At 41.0% G+C, this 26,966-nt stretch carries 26 protein-coding genes; 9 read left to right on the plus strand and 17 right to left on the minus strand.

Features of this window, described 5'->3' with window-relative positions:
• The first annotated feature begins 46 nt into the window (after window positions 1–46).
• The 6 genes from leuC to ilvA are packed head-to-tail and all read left to right on the plus strand — an operon-like array spanning window position 47 to window position 7,393.
• A complete protein-coding gene (gene leuC / locus BLQ87_RS26020) occupies window positions 47–1,462 on the plus strand; it encodes a 3-isopropylmalate dehydratase large subunit (protein WP_074611853.1) in 1,416 nt (471 codons plus the stop codon).
• Window positions 1,463–1,473: 11 nt separating this feature from the next.
• Window positions 1,474–2,058 carry a 3-isopropylmalate dehydratase small subunit gene (gene leuD / locus BLQ87_RS26025; protein WP_074611854.1) on the plus strand — a complete coding sequence of 195 codons (585 nt, stop codon included), beginning with the start codon at window positions 1,474–1,476 and terminating at the stop codon, window positions 2,056–2,058.
• Window positions 2,058–3,527, plus strand: coding sequence for an ATP-binding cassette domain-containing protein (locus tag BLQ87_RS26030; RefSeq protein ID WP_172664972.1), 1,470 nt, complete (start codon window positions 2,058–2,060; stop codon window positions 3,525–3,527). Before leuD ends, BLQ87_RS26030 begins: the two co-directional genes overlap by 1 nt.
• Before the next feature lie 4 nt (window positions 3,528–3,531).
• The gene (gene leuB / locus BLQ87_RS26035) at window positions 3,532–4,620 is read left to right on the plus strand and encodes a 3-isopropylmalate dehydrogenase (RefSeq protein WP_074611856.1); all 1,089 of its coding nucleotides are present in this window, start codon (window positions 3,532–3,534) and stop codon (window positions 4,618–4,620) included.
• Window positions 4,621–4,632: 12 nt separating this feature from the next.
• Complete coding sequence (locus BLQ87_RS26040) at window positions 4,633–6,141, plus strand: 2-isopropylmalate synthase (protein WP_074611857.1); 1,509 nt, start codon at window positions 4,633–4,635, stop codon at window positions 6,139–6,141.
• Window position 6,142: 1 nt separating this feature from the next.
• On the plus strand, window positions 6,143–7,393 hold the full coding sequence (gene ilvA, locus BLQ87_RS26045; protein WP_143010553.1) for a threonine ammonia-lyase IlvA: 1,251 nt from the start codon (window positions 6,143–6,145) through the stop codon (window positions 7,391–7,393).
• A 76-nt stretch (window positions 7,394–7,469) separates the two neighbouring features.
• On the opposite strand, the gene BLQ87_RS26050 is transcribed toward ilvA, so the two are convergent.
• Window positions 7,470–8,630 carry a hypothetical protein gene (locus tag BLQ87_RS26050; protein WP_074611859.1) on the minus strand — a complete coding sequence of 387 codons (1,161 nt, stop codon included), beginning with the start codon at window positions 8,628–8,630 and terminating at the stop codon, window positions 7,470–7,472.
• A gap of 359 nt (window positions 8,631–8,989) precedes the next feature.
• On the opposite strand from BLQ87_RS26050, the gene BLQ87_RS26055 reads away from it, so the two are divergent.
• Both BLQ87_RS26055 and BLQ87_RS26060 read left to right on the plus strand, forming a co-directional pair.
• Entirely contained in the window at window positions 8,990–9,481 is a 492-nt protein-coding gene (locus tag BLQ87_RS26055; protein WP_074611860.1) for a YdeI/OmpD-associated family protein, read from the plus strand.
• A gap of 229 nt (window positions 9,482–9,710) precedes the next feature.
• Window positions 9,711–10,121, plus strand: a complete 411-nt coding sequence (locus BLQ87_RS26060; RefSeq protein ID WP_074611861.1) for a hypothetical protein — start codon at window positions 9,711–9,713, stop codon at window positions 10,119–10,121.
• 21 nt (window positions 10,122–10,142) lie between these two features.
• Here BLQ87_RS26060 and BLQ87_RS26065 read toward each other — a convergent pair whose 3' ends face one another.
• From BLQ87_RS26065 to hemA, 13 genes are all read right to left on the minus strand, one after another.
• The gene (locus BLQ87_RS26065) at window positions 10,143–11,135 is read right to left on the minus strand and encodes an ABC transporter ATP-binding protein (RefSeq protein WP_074611862.1); all 993 of its coding nucleotides are present in this window, start codon (window positions 11,133–11,135) and stop codon (window positions 10,143–10,145) included.
• 134 nt (window positions 11,136–11,269) lie between these two features.
• The gene (locus tag BLQ87_RS26070) at window positions 11,270–12,076 is read right to left on the minus strand and encodes an outer membrane beta-barrel protein (protein ID WP_074611863.1); all 807 of its coding nucleotides are present in this window, start codon (window positions 12,074–12,076) and stop codon (window positions 11,270–11,272) included.
• Window positions 12,077–12,097: 21 nt separating this feature from the next.
• Complete coding sequence (locus tag BLQ87_RS26075) at window positions 12,098–12,823, minus strand: hypothetical protein (RefSeq protein WP_143010554.1); 726 nt, start codon at window positions 12,821–12,823, stop codon at window positions 12,098–12,100.
• Entirely contained in the window at window positions 12,804–13,370 is a 567-nt protein-coding gene (locus tag BLQ87_RS26080) for an RNA polymerase sigma factor (protein ID WP_074612007.1), read from the minus strand. Before BLQ87_RS26080 ends, BLQ87_RS26075 begins: the two co-directional genes overlap by 20 nt.
• Window positions 13,371–13,475: 105 nt before the next feature.
• Entirely contained in the window at window positions 13,476–14,021 is a 546-nt protein-coding gene (gene hemJ / locus BLQ87_RS26085; protein WP_074611865.1) for a protoporphyrinogen oxidase HemJ, read from the minus strand.
• A gap of 65 nt (window positions 14,022–14,086) precedes the next feature.
• Window positions 14,087–15,109: a uroporphyrinogen decarboxylase gene (gene hemE, locus BLQ87_RS26090; protein ID WP_074611866.1), complete on the minus strand. Its 1,023-nt coding sequence runs from the start codon at window positions 15,107–15,109 to the stop codon at window positions 14,087–14,089.
• A gap of 15 nt (window positions 15,110–15,124) precedes the next feature.
• Window positions 15,125–15,640: a hypothetical protein gene (locus BLQ87_RS26095; protein ID WP_074611867.1), complete on the minus strand. Its 516-nt coding sequence runs from the start codon at window positions 15,638–15,640 to the stop codon at window positions 15,125–15,127.
• A complete protein-coding gene (locus BLQ87_RS26100; RefSeq protein ID WP_015809248.1) occupies window positions 15,640–16,344 on the minus strand; it encodes a response regulator transcription factor in 705 nt (234 codons plus the stop codon). The genes BLQ87_RS26095 and BLQ87_RS26100 overlap by 1 nt, the downstream gene beginning before the upstream one ends.
• 5 nt (window positions 16,345–16,349) lie before the next feature.
• Window positions 16,350–17,186 (minus strand): sensor histidine kinase, encoded by an 837-nt coding sequence (locus tag BLQ87_RS26105; RefSeq protein ID WP_143010555.1) that lies wholly within the window; start codon window positions 17,184–17,186, stop codon window positions 16,350–16,352.
• Window positions 17,187–17,254: 68 nt separating this feature from the next.
• Window positions 17,255–18,628 (minus strand): glutamate-1-semialdehyde 2,1-aminomutase, encoded by a 1,374-nt coding sequence (gene hemL, locus BLQ87_RS26110; RefSeq protein ID WP_074611869.1) that lies wholly within the window; start codon window positions 18,626–18,628, stop codon window positions 17,255–17,257.
• A 12-nt stretch (window positions 18,629–18,640) separates the two neighbouring features.
• The gene (hemB, locus tag BLQ87_RS26115) at window positions 18,641–19,609 is read right to left on the minus strand and encodes a porphobilinogen synthase (RefSeq protein ID WP_074611870.1); all 969 of its coding nucleotides are present in this window, start codon (window positions 19,607–19,609) and stop codon (window positions 18,641–18,643) included.
• A 12-nt stretch (window positions 19,610–19,621) separates the two neighbouring features.
• Window positions 19,622–21,202 (minus strand): hydroxymethylbilane synthase, encoded by a 1,581-nt coding sequence (gene hemC / locus BLQ87_RS26120; protein WP_172664973.1) that lies wholly within the window; start codon window positions 21,200–21,202, stop codon window positions 19,622–19,624.
• Between the two features lie 24 nt (window positions 21,203–21,226).
• A complete protein-coding gene (gene hemA, locus BLQ87_RS26125) occupies window positions 21,227–22,453 on the minus strand; it encodes a glutamyl-tRNA reductase (protein ID WP_074611872.1) in 1,227 nt (408 codons plus the stop codon).
• Window positions 22,454–22,628: 175 nt separating this feature from the next.
• On the opposite strand from hemA, the gene BLQ87_RS26130 reads away from it, so the two are divergent.
• Complete coding sequence (locus BLQ87_RS26130) at window positions 22,629–23,450, plus strand: alpha/beta hydrolase family protein (protein WP_074611873.1); 822 nt, start codon at window positions 22,629–22,631, stop codon at window positions 23,448–23,450.
• 243 nt (window positions 23,451–23,693) lie between these two features.
• Here the strand turns inward: BLQ87_RS26130 and BLQ87_RS26135 are convergent, their stop codons facing one another.
• The 3 genes from BLQ87_RS26135 to BLQ87_RS26145 all read right to left on the minus strand — a co-directional run bounded on the left by BLQ87_RS26135 (window position 23,694) and on the right by BLQ87_RS26145 (window position 26,951).
• The gene (locus tag BLQ87_RS26135; RefSeq protein WP_074611874.1) at window positions 23,694–24,203 is read right to left on the minus strand and encodes a DUF2911 domain-containing protein; all 510 of its coding nucleotides are present in this window, start codon (window positions 24,201–24,203) and stop codon (window positions 23,694–23,696) included.
• 115 nt (window positions 24,204–24,318) lie between these two features.
• Complete coding sequence (ispG, locus tag BLQ87_RS26140; protein WP_074611875.1) at window positions 24,319–26,286, minus strand: (E)-4-hydroxy-3-methylbut-2-enyl-diphosphate synthase; 1,968 nt, start codon at window positions 26,284–26,286, stop codon at window positions 24,319–24,321.
• A 44-nt stretch (window positions 26,287–26,330) separates the two neighbouring features.
• Window positions 26,331–26,951, minus strand: coding sequence for an RDD family protein (locus BLQ87_RS26145; protein ID WP_074611876.1), 621 nt, complete (start codon window positions 26,949–26,951; stop codon window positions 26,331–26,333).
• Window positions 26,952–26,966 lie beyond the last annotated feature (15 nt).

Raw genomic sequence — 26,966 nt, forward strand, 5'->3', positions numbered from 1 at the left:
AGGACTCGGGTGTTAAAAACCTGAGTCCTTTACAAAGCAATAAAAAATGTCAAAAACATTAGTAGAAAAAATTTGGGATGCCCATGTGGTAAAGAGTGAAGTCGGATTTCCGGATATTTTATATATCGATACACACTTGATACACGAGGTGACCTCCCCTCAGGCTTTCGATGGTCTACGCAAAAGAGGCTTGCCTGTTTTCCGTCCGCAGCAAACTGTGGCTACGGCAGATCATAATGTGCCTACCTTAAACCAGCTGCAACCGATTAAAGAAGAACTTTCCCGTTACCAGGTAGACATGTTAACCAAAAACTGTGCAGAATTTGGCATTGAGCTTTATGGTTTAGGTCATCCTTTCCAGGGAATTGTACACGTAATTGGTCCGGAGTTGGGCATCACCTTGCCAGGAAAAACCATGGTTTGCGGAGATAGCCATACTTCTACACATGGTGCTTTTGGTGCCATTGCATTCGGAATCGGTACTTCTCAGGTGGAGCAGGTTTTTGCCACGCAATGTTTATTGCAGCAGAAGCCTAAAACCATGAAAATCGAGGTGAACGGTGAACTGGGACAAGGCGTTACTGCTAAAGACATTATTCTATATATCATTGCTAAAATATCTGCTGCCGGTGGTACCGGTTATTTTATTGAATATGCAGGTTCTACCATTGAAGCTTTAAGTATGGAAGCGAGGATGACGATCTGTAATATGAGCATTGAAATGGGTGCCAGAGGCGGTCTAATTGCCCCTGATCAGATTACTTTCGATTACATTAAAGGCAGAGAATTTGCACCTGCAGGTGAAGAGTGGGACAAATCACTGGCTTATTGGAAAACATTATACAGCGATGCTGATGCTAAGTTTGACAGCGTTTTAACTTTCGATGCAGCAGACATCAGCCCAATGATCACTTACGGAACAAATCCGGGAATGGGAATGGGTATCGCAGAACATATTCCTTCTACGGCTAGTCAGGTTTCTTCGGAACAGGCATCTTTCCAGAAAGCTTTGGATTATATGGGCATCGAGCAGGATACAGAACTGGTAGGCAAGCCTATTGATTACGTATTTATCGGCAGTTGCACCAATTCCAGAATGGAAGATCTACGCGAAGTGGCGGAATTTGTAAAAGGCCGTCAGAAAGCAGAAAATGTGACCGTTTGGATTGTACCTGGTTCTAAGCAAATTGAGCAGCAAGCAATTGCTGAAGGATTGGATAAAATCTTTGAAGCAGCAGGATTCCAGTTGCGCGAGCCTGGATGTAGTGCTTGTTTAGGTATGAATGAGGATAAGATCCCTGCAGGAAAATACTGTGTATCTACTTCCAACAGAAACTTTGAAGGAAGACAAGGTCCAGATTCCCGCACATTCTTAGCCAGTCCGCTTACCGCAGCTGCTGCTGCCATTACCGGAAGGGTTACGGATGTAAGAACTTTATTGAACGAATCTGAACACGCTTAAATAGAAGTACAATGAAAAAATTTGAAAAATTGACCTCGGCGATTGTGCCTTTAAATATAGAGAATATAGATACCGACCAGATCATTCCGGCCAGGTTTCTAAAGGCAACAACGCGCGAAGGTTTCGGTGAAAACTTATTCCGCGATTGGCGTTACAATGGTGACAACACCTTAAAAGCAGATTTCGTGTTGAACAATCCAGCTTTTAAAGGCCGGATTTTGGTAGCAGGAAAGAACTTTGGTTGCGGTAGCAGTCGCGAGCACGCAGCATGGGCGATCCAGGATGCAGGTTTCGATGTAGTGATCAGCAGTTTCTTTGCCGACATCTTTAAAGGAAATGCATTGAACAATGGTTTATTACCGATTCAGGTGAGTGATGAGTTCTTGGCGGAAATCTTCAGCACGGTAGGTCAGGATCATACTGCCCAGCTTGATGTTGATTTGGAAGCACAAACGGTAACCAATGTAGTAACCGGATCTAAAACTGATTTCGAGATCAACCCTTATAAAAAATCCTGTTTAATCAATGGTTATGATGACATCGATTTCATCTTAAACCAAAAGCAATTGGTCGTAGAATTTGAACAAAACAGATAATGTCACAACCCGTCGTCCATATCGCCCGCTTTAATCTAAAGTACCACCAGAAACCGGTGTTACAGGATTTGAGCTGGGTAATAAACCGCAATGACAACTGGTTACTGTGTGGATCGAGTGGAACGGGAAAAACATCATTGGCTAAAGCAATCGCTGGCTTAATTCCTGTTCCTAACGGAGAGGTTAAGATCAACTTCAATCCCGAAAGCAGCTTACCAGCTTTGGTGCACTATGTCGCCAACTGGTATCAGTTTAAAGACCTTGAAGGCGCTTCAAACTTCTACTATCAGCAACGCTATAACAGTTCAGTTACGGTAACGACAGCTACAGTGATCGCTGAACTGGAAGTTTATGGCAAAGAACACAGGCTTCAATTTGAAGAAATTGAGCATATTTTGGAAGCTCTGGGCTTTACCTCCTTAAAAAACTCTCCGCTAATCCAGCTATCCAGCGGAGAACATAAAAAATTACAATTGGTAAAAGCCTTATGGTTAAAACCCCAATTGTTAATCCTGGACCAACCTTATAATGGATTGGATACCGTTTCCCGTAAAAACTTAAATGTATTGCTGGAAGAAATCGCTTCTGCCGGAACACAGTTGATTTTAATCAGCAATGAAACGGAACTTCCTGCGGTGATCAATCGCTTTGCGGAGATCCGGGAAGGTGCATTAAAGGAGATTTCTTTTGAAGAACGCGCTTTAGACCTTGTAGAAGAAATCAGCAAACCTGTTCCTTCGTTTTTAAATAATGTCTCGGTTTCCTCCACTGCTGATCACATCATCAAAATGATCGATGTCAACATCAGTTATAGCGGGAAACAGGTATTGAAGAACATTAACTGGGAAGTAAATTCAGGAGAAAAATGGCTTTTGCAAGGATACAATGGCTCTGGAAAATCAACTTTGTTGAGTTTAATTGCTGGCGATCACCCACAGGCCTATTCCAATAATTTTTACCTGTTCGGCAATAAAAGAGGAACAGGTGAAAGCATCTGGGAGATCAAAGAACGTATTGGCTTAATATCACCTGAATTACATTGGTATTTTGATGCTTCTGCTACAGTATGGCAAAGCATTGCATCCGGATTTTACGACAGCTCAGGTTTATTTTGCAATCCTGGTGCGACCAAACATAAACAGGTAGAGGAACTGATCCAGTATTTCGGATTAGGGGAATATAAAAACAGGTTGATGAATGAGCTTCCATTAGGCAAGCAACGATTAACCCTACTGGCCCGGACCATTATTAAAAACCCGGAGATCTTAATTCTTGATGAACCTTGTCAGGGTTTAGATCAGCAACAAACACAACATTTTAACAAGCTGGTGGATGAACTGTGCAAAAATGGAACAACATTGATTTACGTTGGCCATTTTGAATCGCAACTTCCAGGCTGTTTAGAGAAAAGAATTTTATTAGAAAACGGAGAAGTAAAATCCGTAGAACCGATGTTACAAACTATCTAGAACTATGAAGAAAAATATATTAGTTATTCCCGGCGACGGAATCGGACCTGAAGTGACCACTTGGGGTAAAGCAGTATTGGAGCAAATTGCCAAAGGTTTCGGACATGATTTCAGTTATGATGAAGCACTGATGGGCCATGCAGCAATTGAAGCAACAGGCAATCCACTACCCGATGAAACGCTGGAAAAAGCTAAAAAAAGTGATGCCATTCTTTTTGGTGCGGTAGGTCATGCGAAGTATGACAATGACCCATCTTTAAAAGTACGTCCTGAGCAGGGCTTACTTAAAATCCGTAAAGAATTAGGTTTATATGCCAATCTGCGCCCGATTTTATTGTTTGACGAATTGTTAAATGCTTCGAGCATTAAACCTTCTATACTAAAAGGTACAGATATCCTGTTTTTCAGGGAGCTGACAGGTGATGTTTATTTCGGAGAGAAAACCCGCTCTGAAGACAACAATACCGCTTCTGACCTGATGATCTACCATCGCTATGAGGTAGAAAGAATTGCCCGTAAAGCATTCGAAGCAGCAATGCAACGTAGAAAAAGATTGTGTTCTGTAGATAAAGCAAACGTATTGGAAAGCTCCAGATTATGGAGAGAAACGGTACAACAGATTGCGAAAGAATACCCGGAAGTACAAACCGATCATATGTTCATTGACAATGCAGCAATGCAGCTGATCAAAGATCCGAAACAGTTCGACGTGGTATTGACAGCCAACCTTTTTGGCGATATCCTTACAGATGAGGCTTCACAGATTGCAGGTTCTATGGGGATGCTGGCTTCAGCTTCTGTTGGAGAAAGCACTGGTTTCTTTGAACCGATCCATGGATCAGCACATGACATCACCGGAAAGAACCTGGCCAACCCGCTGGCTTCTATCCTATCGGTATCCCTGATGCTGGAAATCGGCTTCGGACTAAAAGATGAAGCAAAAGTGATCATCGATGCGGTAGATCAGGTGCTGAAAGAAGGTTTCAGAACCAACGACATTGCCGACGATACGACCAACCCATACAAAGTTCTTGGAACTAAAGAAATGGGACAATTGGTCTTGAAATATATTACACAGAAAACTAATCCCTAAACTCCAAGAATTATGTTACACGATCCTAATAGAGTCTATGTGTTTGACACCACCTTACGTGATGGTGAGCAAGTACCGGGTTGCCAGTTGGCAACTCCAGAAAAAATTGAAATTGCAAAGGCACTGGAAGCACTTGGAGTGGATGTAATTGAAGCTGGCTTCCCTATTTCCAGCCCTGGTGATTTTCAAAGTGTAGTAGAACTGTCTAAAGCAGTACGGGAACCGATTATCTGTGCCTTAACCCGCGCCAACAGAAAAGATATAGATTCGGCTGTTGCGGCTTTACAATATGCAAAAAGACCAAGAATCCATACGGGAATTGGTTCTTCAGACATGCACATCAAATATAAATTCAACAGCACCAGAGAAGACATTCTTCAAAGAGCAGTTGAAGCAGTAAAATATGCGAAAAAGTTTGTAGAGGACATTGAGTTTTTCGCAGAAGATGCGGGTCGCGCAGACAATGCATTCTTAGCGCAAATGATTGAAGCAGTAATTGCTGCCGGAGCAACGGTAGTAAACATCCCTGATACAAATGGTTATTGCCTTCCGGATCAGTATGGCTCCAAGATCCTTTATTTGAAAGAAAACGTTAAAAATATAGACCAGGCAATTATCTCTGTACACTGTCATAATGATTTAGGCCTGGCAACGGCTAATAGCCTTGCAGGATTGATCAACGGTGCCCGTCAGGTGGAATGTACCATCAACGGAATTGGAGAGCGTGCAGGAAACACAGCGCTGGAAGAAGTGACGATGGTTTTAAAGACACACCATGCACTGAATTTAAAAACGAACATCAACAGCAAACATTTCACAGAGATCAGCGCTATGGTGAGCCGCATGATGCACATGCCGGTACAACCGAACAAAGCGATTATCGGACAGAATGCTTTTGCACACAGTTCTGGTATCCATCAGGATGGATTTTTGAAACATAGAGAAAACTATGAAATCATCAATCCGGAAGATGTAGGTTTAAATTCAGCAGATATCATTTTGACAGCACGTAGCGGTCGTCATGCTTTGAAGCATCACTTAGAGCGCTTAGGTTATGAGATCGACCGTCTAAACCTGGATCAGGTTTATGAGCGCTTCCTGATCATGGCTGATGAGAAGAAAACGATCGGTGATGATGACATTCTTTATCTAATGAGTGATACGGAAGAAGGTGCGGTAAAAAACGGATACAAACTGAACCTGTTACAGGTACTTTGTGGTGATCCGTTGAGCCCTACGGCGAGCATCAGACTGGAATATGATGGGGTAGAGAAAGAAGCAATGGCCACCGGAAACGGACCTGTAAATGCAACGATCAAAGCGATTCAGACGATTGTCGGAAAGGACATCACGCTAAAAGAATTTACCATCCAGGCCATGCATGGCGGAAGTGATGATGTGAGTAAAGTAAACATGAAGGTTGCCTATGAAGGAAAATCTTATGTGGGCTATGGTTTTAGTACAGATATCGTAAAGGCCTCGGCCAATGCCTATCTGGATGCAATGAATAAATTTATATAAGATGAGTGTAGAAAAAGAAGTTGTACTGGATTTTCTGGCGGCAGCAGAACGATTGAAAGGTACGGTAAAACGTACCCCTTTGGAATATAATGCAGGACTTTCTAAAACCTACCAGGCGAATATTTATCTGAAAAGAGAAGATTTGCAATTGGTACGCTCCTATAAACTAAGAGGTGCTTACAACATGATCAGCACGCTGGAGCCGGAACAAATGGCACAGGGTGTGGTATGTGCAAGCGCGGGAAATCATGCACAGGGTGTAGCACATTCCTGTAAAAAACTGAACATCAAAGGGGTTATTTTTATGCCGGAAATTACCCCGAGACAAAAGGTGAAACAAACAGAAATGTTTGGTGGTGACCATATTGAAATCATCCTGGTGGGTGATACTTTTGACGATTGCTTAAAAGAAGCCCTGGAATATACCGCAGCCAATGGAATGACTTTTATCCCCCCTTTCGATAACACAAAGGTGATTGAAGGTCAGGGAACGGTTGGTGTGGAGATCTTTGAAGACCTCCCGGAACTGGATGTAGTGATCATGCCTATCGGTGGTGGTGGACTTGCTTCTGGCGTAGGCAGCTATCTGAGAAACCTGAAACCTGGAATTCAATTGATCGGCGTGGAACCTGAAGGTGCGCCTTCTATGAAACATGCGCTAAATACTGGTGCTCCGGTTTTACTGGGCGACATTGACCGTTTTGTAGATGGTGCAGCAGTGAAAAGAGTAGGAAACCTCACTTTTGAATATTGCAGGGAACTGTTGAATCAGATGTTACTGATCCCTGAAGGAAAAATCTGTACAACGATCCTGAAGTTATATAATGAGGATGCCATTGTGGTAGAACCTGCAGGTGCACTGGCTGTAGCTTCCTTAGATCAGATCAAAACGCAGATCATAGGTAAAACAGTAGTGTGCATCGTGAGTGGTGGTAACAATGACATTGAAAGAATGCAGGAAATCAAAGAGAAATCATTACTCTTTGAAGGATTAAAGCATTATTTCATTGTCCGCTTTCCACAAAGACCAGGAGCGTTAAAGTTGTTTGTGAATAATGTATTGGGCCCTCATGATGACATCACCCGTTTTGAGTTTATCAAAAAAACCAATCGGGAAAATGGTCCTGCATTGGTAGGTATCGAGTTGGCAAAACCAACGGATTACGATGCACTATTGCAAAGAATGAAGGAATTTAAATTTGAGATCATCGAATTGAATAACGATCAGACACTTTTCGAATATCTGGTATAACAACAATAGATAGGATCACCCGGCCCGGCTCAATAGGATTGAACCGGGCTTTTTTGTGATCTGAAGAATTTATTGCTTATTGATTTTGCACAAGAGACCTTCCATCTATACTAAAGACATCAAAAGACACCGCTGGATTTCCAATGACAGGAAGACCAACTTGTATCATTGCACCAATCTTTATCTTACCCACAAATACTTCCTTCCAATAGACGTCGGTTGCACTAAAGGACCCCGCATCAACAGCGTAATTCAAAAGTTGACTACCAGAACCGCCAACAGTAGAAAGAGCAGCGCTAGGATTTACTTCAAGTCCTCTTGTGATACACATCACCCTATCGAAATGCTCAACATTACTAAGGCCTTCAAAGAAATTCGGTTTCAGTTCTATAGATCCCGAACTTTCGCGACGAGGCAAATTATTTGTTAAATTCTGATAGGTTATATCCACTGTAGGTGCATAACCCCTATTAGGATCAGGTGATCTATATAAACTAAGTGCCATTCCAACACCTCTCCATGTCCCGAATATATTTAAATGTTCTGCTCGTCCTTCTAATGCCGCAAAGCTTTGGTAACCTAATGCATCAGAATGCAAATTGTATGCTTTACTTCGGAAAAGAACCCTTCCTCGTTCTTTATTAATAATATGCCATTCTCCTAGTTTCGAAGTAAAACTGTTTCTTTGTGGGGCTGTAAGTTCAAGACTTTCGGTAGAGACCAAATTTGATTGACTTAGCTGCTGAGCTCTTTGAAACGAAACCTCCTTGTACGTAGTCACTCCTTTCTCTCCGAACTGTAAATAATCATCTCCGACTTTGACGAATCCATTTTTGCTTGTTAATATAGCTTCACTAATACCAGAGTTATTTATTCTATAACTGTCCTCGGTAAATAGAAGACTCCCCTTATATTTTTCCTTGAGATTTGAGAAGCCTCTGAAATAATTTTCTTTCGATCCCTTTTCAAGCTCGTTAAGTTCTTCATTAAAATGCTCATATACGGTTTGCATAGATGTAAAATTCAGAGACTTTTCCCACTGTTGCCTCTGACTCTTATCCATGCCACTAACAACTTTGTAATAATCAACAAAGGTTGAATAGTCTTTGAACGCTAAATGATCGCCTTCCAGCTCAACATCACGTTTAATTTCCCCTTTGACGGAGGACTCTTGCTTTTTACAAGAAGAAGTCACCATTGCAAATGCAATAATGAATAGGTAAAAATTGTTTTTCATAGTAATTTTTCTTAAAAGGAACAAAACAATATTATATTAATATGTATATTACATTATTTAACATAATACGATCAAAAGTACATTTTAAAATATAAAAAACATTATTAAAGAAATTATTTTCATTAATAATGTTTCAACACCTATAAAAATAGTGCAATAAATCACAAATTTTCACAATTAAGAACTTATTAATTCAAATATATAGCAGATATAAAACAATAAATCATACATGCATTACTTTATCAGATACTTAAGTAAAATTCACAAAGTATTTTAAGACTATAGATACCCTCACAAAAAAGTTTTTTCTAATTTTATCCTTCATTAGCGCTTTAACTATCAAAAGCACTAGAAATCACATGGAACAACAGCAACTGATCAATGAGGATATACTTCTGGAGAAATTCCCTGGCAAGGGAGGCTGGACTTTTGCACGCCTTCCAGGCATATCAAAGGATAAGCATAGACCTTTCGGGACTAGAAAAGTAAGGGGCTTTATTGATAGCTATGAAGTAAAAGATACTGCGCTGATGCCAATGAAAGAAATGCTGTTTATTACCGTAAGAGCAGAAATACGCAAACAGATTGGCAAACAGGCAGGTGATTATGTAAGGATTGTCTTATACGACGATAGTGAACCTGTTTCCGAAATCCTTCCTGAAGATTTTATTGAATGTTTGAAGGATGAGCCAGCTGCATGGGTATCATTTCAGAAACTAAGCAAGGTGAAACAAGAAGAATGTTTTCAGTGGCTGATGGAATCTCCGGTTGTTCAAACGAGGATTCAGCGCATGGCCGATGCGGTCACGAATTTAGCATCCGGATTACCCTTTCATGCTACAAAAAGATAGGTGTAAACTCTTAAAAAATGATCAAAATCCCTGTAGTTGCATAAAGATCAGAACTAGTATATGCAAAATTATCTCAGAGAAAAAATCATATTATCAATCAATAAACCTGCATTAAATACCTTATTCATAACATTATTCCGTATAACATTTTAATTACAGTATAAGTAAAAGCAAAATTGTAATTTTATGGCAACAGATTTGCTATACGAACATCAAACACACAAATCATATGAAAAGAATTTTATTACTACTCATCGCTACGGTCACGCTAGGCTTGACTTCGTGCAAGAAAGACACTATCATTCAGGAATCATCAGCTGGTAAAACGTATTATTTGGACATTTTGCCATCGGATTGGGTCAAAAACACAAATGGAAGTTACTCTTTTAAATGGAATACAAATGCGATTAACGACGACGTGTTGGCATTCGATGCCGTTGTTGTATATTTTTCACATCCTGTCGATGACAAAACAGATATCGCTCTACCATATACGTTTAATGATGAAATTGCTAGTTATCAGATAGCACCTGGTTATATACAATTTGATATGCAAAGCAAATCAAACATATCTACCACTCCACGACCACCAATAAAGATTCTCGTTAAAGTAGTTGTTCTTCGTTCAGATAAAGTATAGTTTAAATGCTTATTTTGTAATTTATAACTTTAAAAAACGACCAATGTTCGCTTGAACATGGTCGTTTTTTTTATGCTCTCCCCTGTTCAACTGAATCGCTCTGATTGTTACCCCATTTCTTTCCAGCAACAGTTCTTCATAAAAACCTTTGTAATAAACATCCTTCACCTCAAAACGTCTGCTGTTCCAGGAATTGCTTAACTCTACCCATTCCGGATAAAATACCGCATTGCCTTCCTTGATTTCAAGACCAAGTTTTTTTGCATCATCAGTATTGAGTACAACGGCATTTCCCAACATCCGGGCAGTATAAATATGATTTGGATGGTTATAAATCTCTGCAGGCTTTCCTCTCTGCATCAGATGTCCATCTTTCAGGATCAGCAATTCATCTGCTAAGAACAATCCATCGGCAGGATCATGAGAAACCATAATCACCGTTACTCCCGTTTCCGCGGCAATTCTTTTGATATCTGCTCTAAGCTGATTTTTCAATAACGCATCCACCTGACTAAAAGGTTCATCCAGTAACAGCACTGAGGTATTGGTTACTAATGCTTTTGCAATGGCCACCCTTTGCTGCTCTCCCCCACTCAACTGCGTAATCTTTTTATCCTTCAGGTGATCAATGTGTAGGTGAAGCATCATTTCCATCGTCTTCTCATGCTTATAATGCACGTCTGTATTCGCCATCATGGAAGCGATATTGTCATACACTTTTGCGTAAATATTCAGGGAGAAATCCTGAGTCACCATTTTCATTTCCTTATGACCAGGAATCAGTTGTTCATTTGGCCCGAGGATACGTTCTCCGTTAAAAGTTACTTCTCCTTCATCAACACTCAGCAATCCATAGATACATTTCAGCAGGGTAGATTTCCCACTTCCACTTTCGCCGATAATGGCGATGATCTCCCCTTTGTTAATATCAAAGCTGATATTCTGTACTCCTGAAGCTTGTTCCTGCTGGTATTGTTTGCTGATGTTTTTAACGCTGATGATTTGTTCCTTCACCCTGTAAAGATAAAGTATTTACAGCCGTCATGAAAAGAGCGCGGGCCGGTTTTTCTTGTTTCTACGTAAAAAAGCCGCTTCATCAACTAATGATGAAACGGCTTCCGATTATATTTGTGTGCGTGTATTTCTTTTTACAATCCTAAGGTGACACCAAAGGACATATTTCTCAGGCCTTTTTGTGCCGTAGTCGTAAACATATCATTGAAATAATATTTAGTAAAGAGCCCAATTGCGCCATAACCTATACGGACAGTTCCACCATAACGGAAAGGTTCGAAATTATAGTCGTCTTTAAACTTCTCTTTTCCTCTTTCTTTGCTGATCTGTTTCATTTTAGCATTTAACAGGAAGGCCACTTCAGGACCTACGACAAAGTAAAAGCGTTTTCCACTGGCATTCTCTTTTGTACGAAATTCAAAATTTAGAGGAATATGTACATAGCTGCTTGACAATCTGTTTTTTGAGAAGTTAATGCCATCTTCTGTGTAGGCCATTGTCGGGCTATTTTTTAACAAGGTAATGTCCCTTTTCAAACGAATCATCGTCCAGTCAAAACCTCCTGCCACATAAATCTTAAAATTAGGATTAAAACGGTAACCAAACTGAAGGACATCAAAAGAGAACGTGCTTGATTTTCCACCGGTATAATCCAGGAACTCATTGTCTTTGGATAAGGAAAAACTGCCATTATCTACCAGTCTTGTAAATCCCCAGTCTAATCGGGTAAAGGTAATTCCTCCAATAAAACGACCTTTTTTGGCATTTGCTTTCTTTACGTTATCGCTCTTCACCCGGCCTACAGAAATGCTCGTTTCACTACCGATGGATATGCTAATCCTACGTTTTGTCTGGGTACTATCCTGCTGTGCAGATGCGCTTTGAGTCATAACACCGGCAAGTCCGCTTACCAAAAGTGTTGTTAGTAATAATCGTTTCATATGGTTGGTTTGTTCCTAATCTTATTTATTTTTTCTCGAATTGAATTTCAAAATGCCAATGTTGACAGCTATTAAAGATGAGTTGTCATCATCATCCGTATTGAATTGTATAATTTTCTTTTCTCTTTTATCTAATTTATCTACCACAAAGTTGATCACATCTCCTACATTTCTGATGCCTTTACGTTCCCGTACTTCTGTCTCTGCGATTTGATTGCTCTGCTCAGTGATTACCGGAGGATCTACTTTTGCGATCATGATTTCTTTTTCCAGCGTAGCTACCGATTTGATTTCTTCTTTCTGTTCAGGAGCAACATCTACCACTTTAATCTGTTGACGCTTAACGTCCGGGTTTGGTTGCACCGCCAGCTGACTATTTTTACGAACCAGGTTCTCCAGCTTTACTTTCGGTGCCAATACCAATGGTGTACTTTCAGGACGCGCAACAACCGGTTCTTCAACCACACTGTTCTGCTTAGATGGTGTTACAGGAAGCTTTTCTACCTTTGCGGTTTCAGCAGGGTTTCCCTGTAATTTTAAAGGTTCAGTTTTCTGAGAAAGCAACCCAATCGTCGTCGCAATAACCACTACCGCCGCTGCCGCCCAGTATACCGGGAATGCCTTTTTTTTCTTTGGTGTCAGTTCTTTCTCAATCTTGCCCCATAAGTTGGAAGAAGGTTGAATTTCGGCCTCCTCAAACCTGTCTTTAAACAACTGATCAAAATCTTTATCCTGCATAGCTTGCATAATCTATACCCTCCATTTTTATAATCTCTTCTTTTAAGATCGCCCTTGCTCTCGACAACTGCGATTTACTTGCTCCTTCAGAAATGCCCAGTGTTGCGGCAATCTCTTTATGAGAATATCCTTCGATGGCGTACATATTGAATACCATCCTATATCCATCTGAAAGCTTTTGTATCACTTTCAATAAATCCTGCATCCCCAAACGGCTAAAGTCAAATCCGGTAGCAGGTTGTTCGTAAGCATCTTCAATCGGAACCACATTTAAGGTCCTCAGGTTTTTGCGGTAACTTTCAATTGCAGTATTCACCATTACCCTTCTCATCCAGCCTTCAAAAGAACCATCACCTCTATACTCCCCAACCTTTTGAAAGATCTTAATATAACCCAGCTGCAATACATCTTCCGCTTCCATTCTATCTTTTGCATAACGCATACAAACTGCCAGCATTTTGGACGCAGTTTGCTGATAAAGCGCTTCCTGCATCTTTCGCTTACCGGCTTTGCAGCCTTCCATGAGTTCCTCTATCTTATACTGCGTCAAAATCATTGTCTGTTTGGTATATAGAAGATGTGCATAACAACAGAAAGGTTGCATGCAAAAGAAAATAAAATGAAAAAAGAATATATCCCCATGAAAAAGGGAGAAGAAGGGCTAGCAGTCGTGCTTTTTCCTGTAGTGTTTGTACCATTTTACGGCGAGCATAATGACCACAGCAAATATAATCAAACCTATAAGACCATAAACCCAATTTACGGCACTTTTAAGGACTACTGTAAAGACAATAGCAACCAGGAGGATAGTTGCGACTTCATTCCATAAACGAAGCTTAAAAGAGCTCGTTTTGCATTTCCCATGTTTCAGCTGTTTCATGATCCGCTGACAAAGGAAATGGTAGATCAGCAATAAGACAACAAAGGCAAGTTTTACATGAAACCAGCCTGCCTGCAGCAAACCAGGACTCAAACAAACCATACTCACCCCCGCTCCAACTGTAAGTATCATTGCAGGTGTGGTAATGATGTGCCAGAGTTTGGCTTCGATGCGCTCGTACTCTCTTTGCAGGATATTCCGTTCTATTTCAGGCTTATCCTCTGCTTCAACATGATAAATAAACAAGCGGACACTATAAAACAAGCCCGCCATCCAGCTTACCATAAAAATGATGTGAACAGAGAGTATGTAGCGATAGTATTCCATTTATTCTATTGTTTATTTTTAGGATTAAAAGAGGCTATTTAATCAAATAGCCTCTTTATTATATTTTAGTATCTGAATTCTTTAACCACTTCAATCGCATATTTCACGTTATCAAATGGAATATCAGGCATGATGCCATGACCAAGATTAAAGATAAATCCATGCTCTCCACGCATACGCTCAAACAATTGAAGGATGTGCTTTTTGATGACCGGTTTATCCGCATATAAGATATGTGGATCCAGGTTACCCTGAACCGCGATACCTGCAGGAAGTGCTTGTTTAATGTTTAAAAGATCTGCATTCCAGTCTACCGAGATCACATCTGGTTTGGCCTGAGCCATGATTGGTGCAAATACTGAACTCCCTTTACAGAAAGAAATGACAGGAACGTCTTTTCTGTTTAGGTTGGCAATGATTTCCTGGATATAACGGTGAGAGAACTCCTGATAATCGTTCCATGATAAAGCCAGTGCCCAGCTATCAAAAATCTGGATGGCATTTACCCCTGCAGCAATCTGAAGATTCAGATAGTCTGCTGTAACTTTTGCAATTTTCGCAAGCAAGCGATGCGCCAGTTCCGGATGATTGTGCATCAGCAATTTCGTCAGTTTGAAATCTTTTGAAGAACCGCCTTCTACCAGGTAGCTCATTACAGTGAATGGAGCACCGGCAAAACCGATCAAAGGAATACTACCGTTTAAACGTTGCTGAATCACTTTAATCGCGTCAGCTACGTATTCTAATTTGTCCAGTACATCTACATTCAGGTTATCAATATCCTGAGCATTACGTACAGGGTTGGCGAATTTAGGACCGACACCCTGAGTAAAACTCAAATCTCCGCCCATTGCCTCACCTGTGACCAATATATCGCAGAAAAGAATGGCGGCATCAATCCCCAACAAATCAACAGGTAACATCGTTACATCAGCAGCAATTTCAGGCGTTTTGCACATCTCCAGGAAAGAGTATTTGTTTTTGATTTCCCAGTATTCAGGCATAAAACGACCTGCCTGGCGCATCATCCATACCGGTGGACGTTCTGTTTGCTTTGAAAGTGCGGCATCTAAAAATAACGTATTCATGTGTAATTTGTTTGTTTATAAGCGGTTTGCTTCTTGCTCTATTTTATTAATTATCTCTTGCGCCTTTGGTGTTACTGCCAGCTCTTTAGCCTTTTCAATATAAGCTTTTGTGCGTTCCACATCCTTTTTACGGAGTGCCAGATTGGCCAGGTGGATCAATACAAAAGCTTTATCGTTCTTTCCTCCAAGAGGAAAGCGGCTGGCAATCTGAAAATGATGTTCTGCCACATCATATTCTTCTCTTTTCAATGCGATATTGGCACGCATAAATTCATAATACCCTCTCCTGTTCCGGGCTAACCGGTCGGGATTAGGTACTTCTGCCAATATCTTTTCTGTTTTTTCGTAATCTCCATTCTTAAAATGTTTGGAGGCCAGTAAAATGGAGCTGTGTTTAAAATGACTCCAGATCACAAAGGCAAAGAAAAAACCGGCCAAAACAGCCAGTTGAATCTGATCGTAAAAAAGGCATACTCCTGCTGCAATCACGAAGAGTGCCATCAGGGCATACCTGCCTTTTGCGTTATACATTAATGAATATCCGTGAATTTATAACCTACACCTCTGATGGAATGGAAATACACCGGGTTTTTCTGATCTGGTTCGAAATACTTACGGAAAGTCAGGATAAAGTTGTCAATCGTACGGGTAGATGGATATACATCATAGTTCCATACCGTTTCCAGGATCTGCTCACGTGATACTGCTTCGTTCTTACGTTCGATCAGCAATTTCAACAACATCGTCTCTTTCTTCGTCAGGGGAACAATTACACCATCGTCCTGTTTCAATTCAAAAGAGTTGAAATAGATCGTTTTATCGCCGATTTTGTAAGAATTGATTTCTTTAAGGTCATCCGCTTTCATGCTGCGTTTTACCAGAATTCCAACCCTTAAGATCAGTTCTTCCAGGTTAAACGGTTTTACCAGATAATCATCAGCTCCTTTTTTCAATCCCATCACACGGTCTTCACTTGTGTTTTTGGCCGTTAAGAAAAGAATAGGAACTTCTGTATTTTCCAGTCTGATGGTTTCACACACCTGGAATCCATCCATCTCAGGAAGCATGACATCCAGAATGATCAGGTTAAAACGTTCTTCTTTAAAAACTTTTAAAGCAGTTTTACCGTCTTTTACTGCATGAACTTTGTATCCTTCAAGTTCAAGGTTTAATTTTATAGCATCTAATAAGTGGTCTTCATCTTCAACCAGTAGTATTCTTAATTTCTGTTGCATAATTATCAACTAAATGTGATTTCAAAAATAGCACCTTGCGGTACGTTATCTCTAACGCTAATATCAGCGTCGTGCATTTGTAATACTTCCTTAACAATAAACAGGCCCAATCCTGTGCCTTTTGATTTTCTTACATTCTCATTACCGACGCGATAAAATTTATCAAAGACCAACATTTTTTCTGCATCAGGAATACCCGGCCCCCTATCTGAAACCTTTAAAAACGCATGCCCGTCTTTTTCCGCCAATTCGACATCTACATGTGCACATGGACCTGAATATTTGACAGCATTTTCGACAAGGTTAGTCACCACGGAAGACAAAGAGAACTGATCCCCAACCACCTTTACCCCAGGCTTTACCGATAAGGTAATCACCTGCTCGCATCCACAGGAGTGGATTTGTAAGCGGTCTGTAATTTTAGTCACCATTTCTGAAAAGTCAAACTCTTCCTTAGGGAAAGAATAAGAACCGTTCTCAATTTTTGTAGCCAGCAACATGTTTTCCACCAAATCATCCAGGCGCTCAATGTCCTTTAAGGAATTGTTCAGCAGGGAAGTTTGTCTGGCTTTATCCAGGTCGCGCTTAATAATCGTTTGTATAGATAGTTTTATAGCAGCCAATGGCGATTTAAGCTCATGCGTTACAGAAAGTAAAAAATTCTGCTGCTGTTCTCTTAAACGGTCTTCTTTTTTGATCGACTGATGCAAAAAGTAGGCACCTACACATAGCAGGAATAAGAATACGGATCCCTCTCCCATTACCATCGCCATCCTTGCAGGCTCCAGCTTTACGACAAGCGTTCCCCAGGAGATCAACTGTACCAAAGAGTACAGTAACATGAAATAAAATATAACGATTGATTTCTTCAAGGTGCCCCGCTTTATATACTATAAATATACTTTTTAATTTACTTATTTCTGAAAACCACGTCAAGACTCTCCAGGATCGCTCTTTTTGCTTTCTCCAGTTCTATCTTCGTATGCGCTGCAGAAACAAAACCTACTTCATATCCTGAAGGACCGATATAGATTCCCCTGTTCAGCAATTCTCTGTGCAACACTTTGAATTTCTCCATGCTGGTCGGATCGATATCATCCGCCGACTGGATCTTGTCTTTATCCGTAAATGCCAGCCAGAAGATAGAACCTACATGGAACACTTTCAATTTATAATTCCTTGCCGTTGCAAAACGCTGAATGCTCTCTGCAAACTCAGAAGCTTTATTGTTCAGTTCTTTATAGAATCCTGAACGCAATAATTCCGTAAGTTGTGCAATCCCTGCTGCCATTGCTACCGGGTTGCCCGATAATGTTCCTGCCTGGTACACCCCTCCGTCAGGAGAAATATGTCCCATGATTTCAGCTGAAGCGCCATACATTCCTACCGGCAATCCACCACCGATGATTTTACCATAAGTCACGATATCAGGTTTCACGCCATAATGTGCCGCAGCACCTTCAAAGCCCAATCTGAATCCGGTAATCACCTCATCAAAAATCAATAAAGCTTTATTTTCTTTACAGATATTCTCTAAGTATTTGATGTATTCCACATCCTGCATCAACAACCCGTTGTTTGCAGGAATACCTTCAATGATCACTGCTGCTACTTCACCTTTAAACTGTTCGAAGGCTGCTTTGATGGCATCTTTATCATTCAAGGGAATCACAATCGTTTCCTGAGCGAATGATTTAGGAACACCTGCCGAAGAAGTTTCTCCGAAAGTAACCAAACCTGAACCTGCTTTTACCAATAGAGAATCGGTATGTCCATGGTAGCAACCTTCAAACTTGATGATTTTATCTTTACCGGTATATCCACGTGCCAGTCTGATCGCAGACATTACTGCTTCTGTACCCGAGCTCGTGAAACGGATTTTTTCTACAAACTTGTTGTTTTTGATGATCAGTTCTGCCAGCTCATTTTCTAAAGCTGTAGGTGCGCCAAAGCTCATCCCGTTCTGCATCACTTCTGTCACCTTATCCCTAACCTTTGGATGGTTATGGCCGAGTATTAACGGACCCCAGCTACCGCAAAAATCTATAAATTGATTTCCATCGGCATCCCATACAAAACAGCCATCTCCCTTTTGAATAAACAAAGGAGTGCCATATACTGATTTAAAAGCCCTTACCGGAGAATTTACTCCACCCGGAAAATAGTTTTTAGCTTTTTCATACAGTTCTGCCGACTTTTCTCTTGAAATATCAGGTTTACTGCCCGTACTTACCGGCATGTCGCCTTCATTTCCTGAAAACATTTTTTTTAAAGATTCTAACATATTTTTATTTCCTTACAACCAATTCTTTTCAACCATATCCCTGATGTGATAAGTCGTAATGATACTTGCTCCTGCACGCGCAAAGGCATGCATCGTTTCCATTACTACTTTCTGCTCATCGATCCATCCTCTTTGTGCCGCCGCCTTAACCATAGAATATTCACCGGAAACATTGTAACATGCAATCGGCAAATCTGTATGTTGTTTCAGGTTGTGCATCACATCGAGGTAAGCCAAAGCAGGCTTCACCATCAATACATCTGCGCCTTCACTTTCATCCAGCAAAGCTTCTCTCAAAGCTTCATTTCCATTTCTGAAATCCATCTGGTAAGCTTTCCTGTCGCCCTTACTAGGTGCACAATCTGCTGCCTCACGGAAAGGACCATAATAAGCAGAAGCAAATTTTGTAGCATGCGACATGATCGCTGTGTTTACAAAACCTTGTCCATCCAGTAACTGTCTCATTGCGGCAATTCTTCCATCCATCATATCCGATGGTGCAAGCATATCAGCACCTGCCTGCGCATGCGTCAGCCCCATTTTAGCAATCACCTCTACCGTAGGGTCATTCTGAACGTAATCGTCTTTTAAAATTCCGCAATGTCCATGAGTCGTGTAAGAACAAACGCAAACATCGGTTACAATGTATAAATCATCTCCAAAATTTTTCTTTAACAGACGAACTGCTGAAGGAACCAGGGAGTGATCATGATAAGCGGAAGCCGCATCTTCGGACTTCTCATCACCCACACCAAAAAGCATGATCTTGTTTACACCAAGCTTCAATCCTTTTTCCACATCGCTCAATAAAGTATCCTCAGAAAAATGGCTGATCCCCGGCATCGCTTCTAAAGGATGAATTACATTTTTACCCGGTACGATGAAGTACGGATAAATAAACATGTCTTTAGATAACCTCGTTTCAGCTACCATTTCCCTCACTACAGGATTTTTTCTCAATCTACGCGGACGGTGCACCATATCAATTATTTATTATTTTATATCTATTCCGTAAACAGCTTCTGCCAATCCGATCTCATCGGGAGAATAAGGCTGAATGTATTTTACACCCATCTCATCAAATTTCTTCCCTGTAGAGTTTCCGATCGCAATCACCTGTTGTCCGGGTTCTAATAAGTTTTCTACAAAATAAGCGTCAACATTAGAAGGGCTGGTAAAGATCAGTACTTCCGCATAAGTCTGGTCTACATCCTCTTCAATCACAGTTTCATAAATCGGCAGGTCAACTACCTTGGTATCGGCTTTTAATGCTTTCTGAATGCTTAATAACGAGTCCTGTGCCCTTGGGAACAACACTGTTTTTCCAGCTACCAGTTCTGCGAAAAGATCTGCTACCTCATCAATATCCCCACCTTCACCAACGTAATCAGCAAGATGTCCTGCTTTTCTCAAAGAATCTTCAGAACCTCTTCCCGCTACACCAAACTTCACATGTTTAGGCAACAATGGTTTCAGATTGAAGAAATACTCCACGCTATTGCGGCTACTGAAGAAGATCCAGTCTATATGTTTCAGGTAGAAAGGGTCCAGCACATTCACAATCGGGAACGTACGGATCAGTGATCTGCCTTCAATTTCTATCTTATGTTTTTCTAATGCTTTTCTAAAATAGCTATGCTCACCAACTTCTCTGGAGATAAATACCTTGGAAGGTAATTTCCTGCCCGGGCTAAACTTAGCGACAATCTGTTCTGCAACACCTTCTAAGCTATCTACACGGCAAAAGTAACGGTCGGGGAAGTGCTCATCAGTTTCTGCTTTGGAAGTCCAGATTTCATATTGTCCGTCTTCTTTCTTGCAATAACAACCCAATGGCATGTGACAACCACCTTCAAACAGGTTTAGCACTTTACGTTCTACACCGATGGCTTCAATCGTTTCCTGATGGTTTAACTGTTGCAACAGGTCGAACAATTCCTGATCATTTTCTCTGATCTGAATCGCCAATGCGCCTTGTGCAGGAGCAGGAACCAACTCTGTGGTATCTACGACCTCTACATGAAACTCTGAAAGGTCGATGTTCAGACGATTTACACCAGCTTTAGCCAATAAAATCGCATCATAATCTTCATCTCTTAGTTTCTGAATTCTGGTAGGCACATTACCCCTTAAATCTTCGATGTTCAGGTCCGAACGCAACGAAAGCATTTGTGCTTTACGTCTGTTGGAGGAAGTACCCACCATTGCTCCCGTTTTCAGGGAAAGCTTTTGTTTGATGTCTACACAGTCTTTCAGGATCAATAACAACTCGGAAGGATCTTCACGTTCTGTTACTGCAGCAATGATTAGTCCTGCAGGATGTGTGGTAGGTAAATCTTTATGAGAGTGTACGGCTATATCAATCGTCCCACCTAAAAGTTCTTCTTCAAGCTCTTTGGTAAAGAATCCTTTGCCTTCCAGCTTGTCCAACCGAAGGTTTAAAATCTTATCTCCCTGAGTCTTGATGATCTTCAATTCGGCTTCAGCACCAATCTCTGCAAGTTTGTCCTTAATGAAGTTGGCTTGCCATAAAGCGAGGTCGCTGCCTCTTGTACCGATAATAAGTCTTTTCACGTTAATGCTAATTTTTCCGCAAATTTAGCTATTCTTTACCAATATCTCCTTTGCCATAACCATTGGAACACTGATGCATTTTTTTTCCATGTAATTCATCACTTTTTCCAATACCAATCTTGAGTTTTCATCAAGACCGTTGATCTCGTCGGCAAAGACGCCATTGATAGCAGTATGCTTAATTTCCTTGATTTTCTGAGGAACAGAACTCATTGCAATCTCTATTTTGCGCTGACGTAATACCAATTCAAAGTCCTTGATATTTTCTTCTATAATGTGCTCGGCATTCACCAGCTCATCATAACGTTCCTGAATATTTTTGCGGGCAATCTCTTTAAGAGATTCAACTTCTATAAAATGAATAGGGAATTCTGCTACCACTTCAGCAGCGGTATCGTTAGGAATCGCTAAATCGACGATGGTCTTTTTACCGGTTTCTCCATTCAGAAGTTTGGTGTAGATTTCTTTAGTAATGATGGGTTCAGTAGCACCTGTACAGGTAATAATGACATCAAATCCCTGGTTGTAATTTTCCAGTTCGGTAAGCGGATAGGCTGTACCATTTAATTCTTTGGCCAATACCTCTGCATTTTCTAATGTTCTGTTGAAAATGGAGAAGTTGGAGTATTTATGTTTTTTAAGATACTGAGCTATGTTTTTGTTGGTCTCACCAGCACCGATAATGAGGAGCCTGGAGGTGGCGGACATTTTAAGGTCGCGCAGCTTGCGATAAGCCAAAGAAACGATAGAAACCGGATTCTTTGAAATGTTGGTATGGGTATATACTTCTTTTGCTGTCTTTACCACTCTGCCCATGATCATCCGCATATAGTCTCCTGTGAACCCGGCAACGCGGCAGGTTTCATAAGCTTTTCTGACTTGTGCAAGAATCTCTTTCTCCCCTACTACCAGACTCTCCAATGAGCAGGAAGTCCTTAACAGATGGTTGAAGGCAGCCCCCTGTTCATATACAGAAACGTTCTCTACGAACTTATCCATGTATTCTTCGGGTAATCCCATGTTCAATACCGTAAGGAAGCGGGTGATGAATTGCTTGTCCAGCGTGTGATCGGAAGTGAATACAAACTCGACCCTGTTGCAGGTCCCCATGTAGAATATTTCTTTAACACCTAACTCCGATTGAATGTTTCTCAATCTGTCGTCTAATGTCTGCTCACATATCACCAATTTACCCAATGCTTTTAGGTCAATATGTTTATGCGTAAAAGCAATGATCTTTAAATATTCCAAAATGTCGTATCCCTGTTTATTTTTAGCGTAACAAAAGTAACAACCGAACGTTATTTCACTGTCATTATGGAGTAATTAAGAGCTATTTAGAACGATTTCAAATAATAAAATGATTGTCTAAACATCTTTTCTTTAAGTTTGTTATATAAGGTGAATAGATTATTATTTTTCATATATGATTATAAACGAGCAGTTTACATTAAGCGGATCATCAGGGAAACCCATTATTGGCGACTGTACTTACGACGATAAATCCTTAAATCCGGCAATTATAATTTTTGTTCATGGCTTCAAAGGCTTCAAAGATTGGGGTGCACATCATCTTGTTGCCCGCTATTTTGCGCAAAAAGGATACAGATATCTCAAATTTAACCTGTCACACAGCGGGGTTACGTCGGAAAATTTAAAAGATGTAACGGATTTAAATGCTTTTTCATCGAATACGGTGAGTAAGGAACTGGCCGACTTGAATGAAGTGATTGGCTATGTAAGTTTGCATTATTCAGGTGTTCCTGTTTATTTGATTGGGCATAGTCGTGGGGGTGGTTTAGCAATCATTCAGGCAGCAAACGATTCCAGGATTAATAAGCTGGTTACCTGGGCAGCTATTGCTGATTTTTCGGGTTTATGGAAGGTGGAACAGGAGGAAGAATGGGTTAAGACAGGTCGGATATTTGTAGAAAATGCACGGACAAAGGAGAAAATGCCATTAAATAGTACGCTTCTGGAGGATTTTAACGTACATAAGGAAGAGTTTGACATTTTACAGGCTGCAGGACGGATTTCCATTCCGTGGTTGATTATACATGGTGATGAGGATGTGAATGTAAAGTTCAGTGTAGCACAGGAATTGGCTCAGAAACAATTGAAGGCAGAGATCCATAAGATTGAGGGCGCAAACCATGTGTTTGGTGCTTCGCACCCTTATACACTACCTGACTTGCCAGCGCATTTGTTGCAGGTATGTGAGAAGACCCTGGAGTTTTTGAGCAGTTAGGAGTAGGGTTTTAAAGGAGAACTGATTACTTACATAAAAAAGAGATAAATTATTCGAAGGCTGGAACCTTTGCCCTGAAGGGGGCAAAATTCCTAGGCCTTTTCATAACATATCTCTTTTTTCTTTTAATCCTGCTCAATTGGGAGTATACCTGGTTAGAAGCAGAACCTAACTGGGTGCAGACCTTAACTGGGAGCAGAATTTAACAGGGCTCAGACCTCAATTCAGATCAGGTATAAGCGCTTACTTAACTGTAAAGGCAACTACTGTAGTGCCCCATAACAAGCTTACTTTACCTGATTTCTCAATTTTGAAAGTCATCTGTTCTGTTGGCGTTGCTGCTTTTCCTGGTTTTACCACAACACGTAAAGCATCATCGGCTTCCGTATAGTTCGTTCCCCATTGCTTCCATGTTTTGTTGAAAATGATGGTCCATTCTTTTTCACCAGGGATGGTGTATAAACCATACTTGCCTGCAGCAAGGTCTTTTCCCTGAACTTTTACGGCTTTGCTTACTTCAAATACAGTGGCTTCATTGGCACCTGTACGCCATACTTTTCCAAAGGGCGCAATTTCAACGCCTATTGTTCTTCCTTTTACGGAAGGCTGACTATAGTCAATGCCAATTGTAGTGCCGGAGCTCGTGGTTTCTTTTACGCTGGCCGGAGGGCTTGCTTTCTTTTTCTCTTGTGCAGAGGCTGTTACCAGTGTAAATAAGCTCACAAATAAGGTTAATACAAATATCTTTTTCATAATCAATAAAGTTTTTTTAGAACTCTAAGATGCTGAAAAAAAATAGAAGAAGATAGCTTAGGCTAACAATAACTAGCTTATAGCCACAGAATTGTGACAATACATTTTGGATTGGTTACTTTACTTCAACCCAGTTCCCGTCTTCCCTGATCAGGTCGATCAGATCATCCAGTGCACGTTCCGCGTTTACGTTTTTCTTAACCACTTCTTTACCACGATATAAAGTGATTTTTCCGGGGCCAGTACCTACATAACCATAATCGGCATCCGCCATTTCACCAGGGCCATTCACGATGCAACCCATGATTCCAATCTTGATTCCTTTTAAATGATCGGTTCTTGAACGGATCAGCTGGGTCGTTTCCTGGAGGTCAAATAAAGTACGGCCGCAACTTGGACAAGAGATATATTCGGTTTTGGAAATACGGGTACGGGTAGCCTGCAGGATTCCAAAACTGGTGGAGTTTACCAAAGGAAGACCAACTGTTTCGGCAGCATTGATCCATACCCCATCCCCTAGTCCGTCGGTAAAAAGGGCACCAAGATCCGTTGCAGCGTATAACATTAAGTCGTCGGCGTTGAGTTCCGGGTAGTTTCTTTTAATGATGACAGGTATCTGAAGGTTATCCTTTAAGAGTTTTACAAAGAGTTCTCTTTGAGCTGCCATTCCATGTATTGTATTGGTTTCTAAAACCAACACCACATTTTCTTTGAGGATTTCAAGGTTGGCATTTAATGCCTCAACAGCATCTATGCTGACCAGGTTTAAGTGTTCATCCTTTAGCTCCGTTTTTTCATAATCTGAGAAAGGAAGCAGCGGGTGGCAATTATTTTTATCCGCCAGGCCCAGCCAGGTCTGATAGTTGTAGATTTGCTTCAGGTTTCCGGGAAAGGAGAACGAAGGAAGTCCATCACCCAGATAAACCAGGTCACAGGCCTGATCGGCCATATTATATTTATCCAGTCCGGCGCTATATTTATAACCTACCGCCCCCAGGAAGTAAGGATCTTTTAAATTTTCTTTTGATACATCCAGCATGACTACAGGATGGTGATGCCCGCCAATATGCTGTACAGGTTTTGTTGGCCTGCGGTTGTATTCATAAGGATGATATGGAAGGTCCTGTATCCTGATTTTTTCTCTTTCTGCAGAAAGGTCGGTTACCAGTGCACGATTTTCATACCTTAAGGCGAGGGCCTTTGCTACCGGTGCTTCAAACTCCGGATCTTCTGTCAGCGATACGCGGATGGTATCTCCAAGGCCATCTTCCAGTAAAGCACCTATGCCGACAGCAGATTTAATCCTGCCATCTTCGCCATCGCCGGCCTCAGTTACCCCAAGGTGTAAAGGATAATTCATCCCCTCTTTCACCATCGTGGCGACCAATAAACGGTAAGCCTGAACCATGACCTGCGTATTGCTGGCCTTCATCGAGATCACCAAATTATAGTAGTTTTGATCCTCGCACATGCGGATAAACTCCATTGCCGATTCCACCATTCCTCTTGGTGTATCGCCGTAATGACTCATGATCCGATCTGATAAGGAACCATGGTTGGTACCAATTCTCATGGCGGTACCGTATTCTTTACAGATTTTCACCAAAGGCGTGAATTTCTTATAAATACGCTCCAACTCCGCCTGATAGGCCTGCTGGGTATATTCTATATTTTCAAAACGTTTTTTATCTGCGTAATTGCCAGGGTTGACCCTTACTTTCTCTACAATTCTTGCCGCAGATTCTGCAGCATTGGGCGTAAAATGAATATCTGCAACCAGAGGGACCTTGTATCCGCGGAAAAGCAATTCTTTCTTGATATTGGCCAGATTTTCTGCTTCCTTGATACTTGGAGCCGTGATCCTTACATACTCGCAACCGGAATTCACCATACGGATGGTTTGTTCAACGGTACCAATGGTATCCATCGTATCTGTTGTAGTCATAGACTGAATCCGGATCGGATTCAAGCCCCCCATAGGGATGTCACCTATGTTTACCTCGCGGGTAAGGAACCTGGAATATTGTGTTAAACTATTACAATATCCACCATTTAACTCTTTTTGAACAAATACGTCTTCCATCAATTTACGATACAAATATGAAGCAAAGATAAAGATTATGTTTATTATATCAGTCTTTCCTTAGTCACCAGTGTCTCTGCAATAAGGTCATGAAAGCATTGTTGCTTCCGGTTTAGGAAACTATACAGGTAGCCAAAGAAGACCGGAAGGACAGATAAGATCTTTGCCGCATTCCTGCCATAGGAATTGCTCAGGCTGATGGGATTTCCTTCCATATTTGTCACTTTAATGCCCAGTAATGCTTTTCCTACGGTAGCCTGCTTTGCAGAGGCTTCGGCGATACTGCTATAAAAGAACTTGACAACCGGAATAATGGGAAGACCGATCAAAACCGCAGCAATCCGCTCATTTTTTTCTCCTAAAAAGAGAAAGCTCAGCAAGACCAGCAAGGCATAACCAATAGTAATAAAGAAATAATCTATGACTGAGGCCAGCAATCGCTGGTCGAAAGAGGCAAAATACTGAGGGGCAGTTTTGCTGTATTTAAAACCAAGAAGCTCACGCAGTTCCGGGAACTCGTGAGCTTCTTTATAATCGTCCATTCCAGGCTTTCTGATAAAGGTTCCCGGAAGGATTTCTAAGTTTTGTAATGATGCTAATGGATAAGGTCCTGTAGGCTTTCCGTTAATGACAACTGTGTATTCTCCTTTAACAGGACTTTCCATTATTAAATGTTTATA

Origin of the sequence: Pedobacter steynii, assembly GCF_900103665.1 — a bacterium.
GTDB lineage: Bacteria > Bacteroidota > Bacteroidia > Sphingobacteriales > Sphingobacteriaceae > Pedobacter > Pedobacter steynii.

Coding starts and splice junctions, on each gene's coding strand:
- leuC (WP_074611853.1), top strand. CDS start 47: ATGTCAAAAACATTAGTAGAAAAAATTTGGGATGCCCATGTGGTAAAG.
- leuD (WP_074611854.1), top strand. CDS start 1,474: ATGAAAAAATTTGAAAAATTGACCTCGGCGATTGTGCCTTTAAATATA.
- BLQ87_RS26030 (WP_172664972.1), top strand. CDS start 2,058: ATGTCACAACCCGTCGTCCATATCGCCCGCTTTAATCTAAAGTACCAC.
- leuB (WP_074611856.1), top strand. CDS start 3,532: ATGAAGAAAAATATATTAGTTATTCCCGGCGACGGAATCGGACCTGAA.
- BLQ87_RS26040 (WP_074611857.1), top strand. CDS start 4,633: ATGTTACACGATCCTAATAGAGTCTATGTGTTTGACACCACCTTACGT.
- ilvA (WP_143010553.1), top strand. CDS start 6,143: ATGAGTGTAGAAAAAGAAGTTGTACTGGATTTTCTGGCGGCAGCAGAA.
- BLQ87_RS26050 (WP_074611859.1), bottom strand. CDS start 8,630: ATGAAAAACAATTTTTACCTATTCATTATTGCATTTGCAATGGTGACT.
- BLQ87_RS26055 (WP_074611860.1), top strand. CDS start 8,990: ATGGAACAACAGCAACTGATCAATGAGGATATACTTCTGGAGAAATTC.
- BLQ87_RS26060 (WP_074611861.1), top strand. CDS start 9,711: ATGAAAAGAATTTTATTACTACTCATCGCTACGGTCACGCTAGGCTTG.
- BLQ87_RS26070 (WP_074611863.1), bottom strand. CDS start 12,076: ATGAAACGATTATTACTAACAACACTTTTGGTAAGCGGACTTGCCGGT.
- BLQ87_RS26075 (WP_143010554.1), bottom strand. CDS start 12,823: ATGCAAGCTATGCAGGATAAAGATTTTGATCAGTTGTTTAAAGACAGG.
- BLQ87_RS26080 (WP_074612007.1), bottom strand. CDS start 13,370: ATGATTTTGACGCAGTATAAGATAGAGGAACTCATGGAAGGCTGCAAA.
- hemJ (WP_074611865.1), bottom strand. CDS start 14,021: ATGGAATACTATCGCTACATACTCTCTGTTCACATCATTTTTATGGTA.
- hemE (WP_074611866.1), bottom strand. CDS start 15,109: ATGAATACGTTATTTTTAGATGCCGCACTTTCAAAGCAAACAGAACGT.
- BLQ87_RS26095 (WP_074611867.1), bottom strand. CDS start 15,640: ATGTATAACGCAAAAGGCAGGTATGCCCTGATGGCACTCTTCGTGATT.
- BLQ87_RS26100 (WP_015809248.1), bottom strand. CDS start 16,344: ATGCAACAGAAATTAAGAATACTACTGGTTGAAGATGAAGACCACTTA.
- BLQ87_RS26105 (WP_143010555.1), bottom strand. CDS start 17,186: ATGTTACTGTACTCTTTGGTACAGTTGATCTCCTGGGGAACGCTTGTC.
- hemL (WP_074611869.1), bottom strand. CDS start 18,628: ATGTTAGAATCTTTAAAAAAAATGTTTTCAGGAAATGAAGGCGACATG.
- hemB (WP_074611870.1), bottom strand. CDS start 19,609: ATGGTGCACCGTCCGCGTAGATTGAGAAAAAATCCTGTAGTGAGGGAA.
- BLQ87_RS26130 (WP_074611873.1), top strand. CDS start 22,629: ATGATTATAAACGAGCAGTTTACATTAAGCGGATCATCAGGGAAACCC.
- BLQ87_RS26135 (WP_074611874.1), bottom strand. CDS start 24,203: ATGAAAAAGATATTTGTATTAACCTTATTTGTGAGCTTATTTACACTG.
- ispG (WP_074611875.1), bottom strand. CDS start 26,286: ATGGAAGACGTATTTGTTCAAAAAGAGTTAAATGGTGGATATTGTAAT.
- BLQ87_RS26145 (WP_074611876.1), bottom strand. CDS start 26,951: ATGGAAAGTCCTGTTAAAGGAGAATACACAGTTGTCATTAACGGAAAG.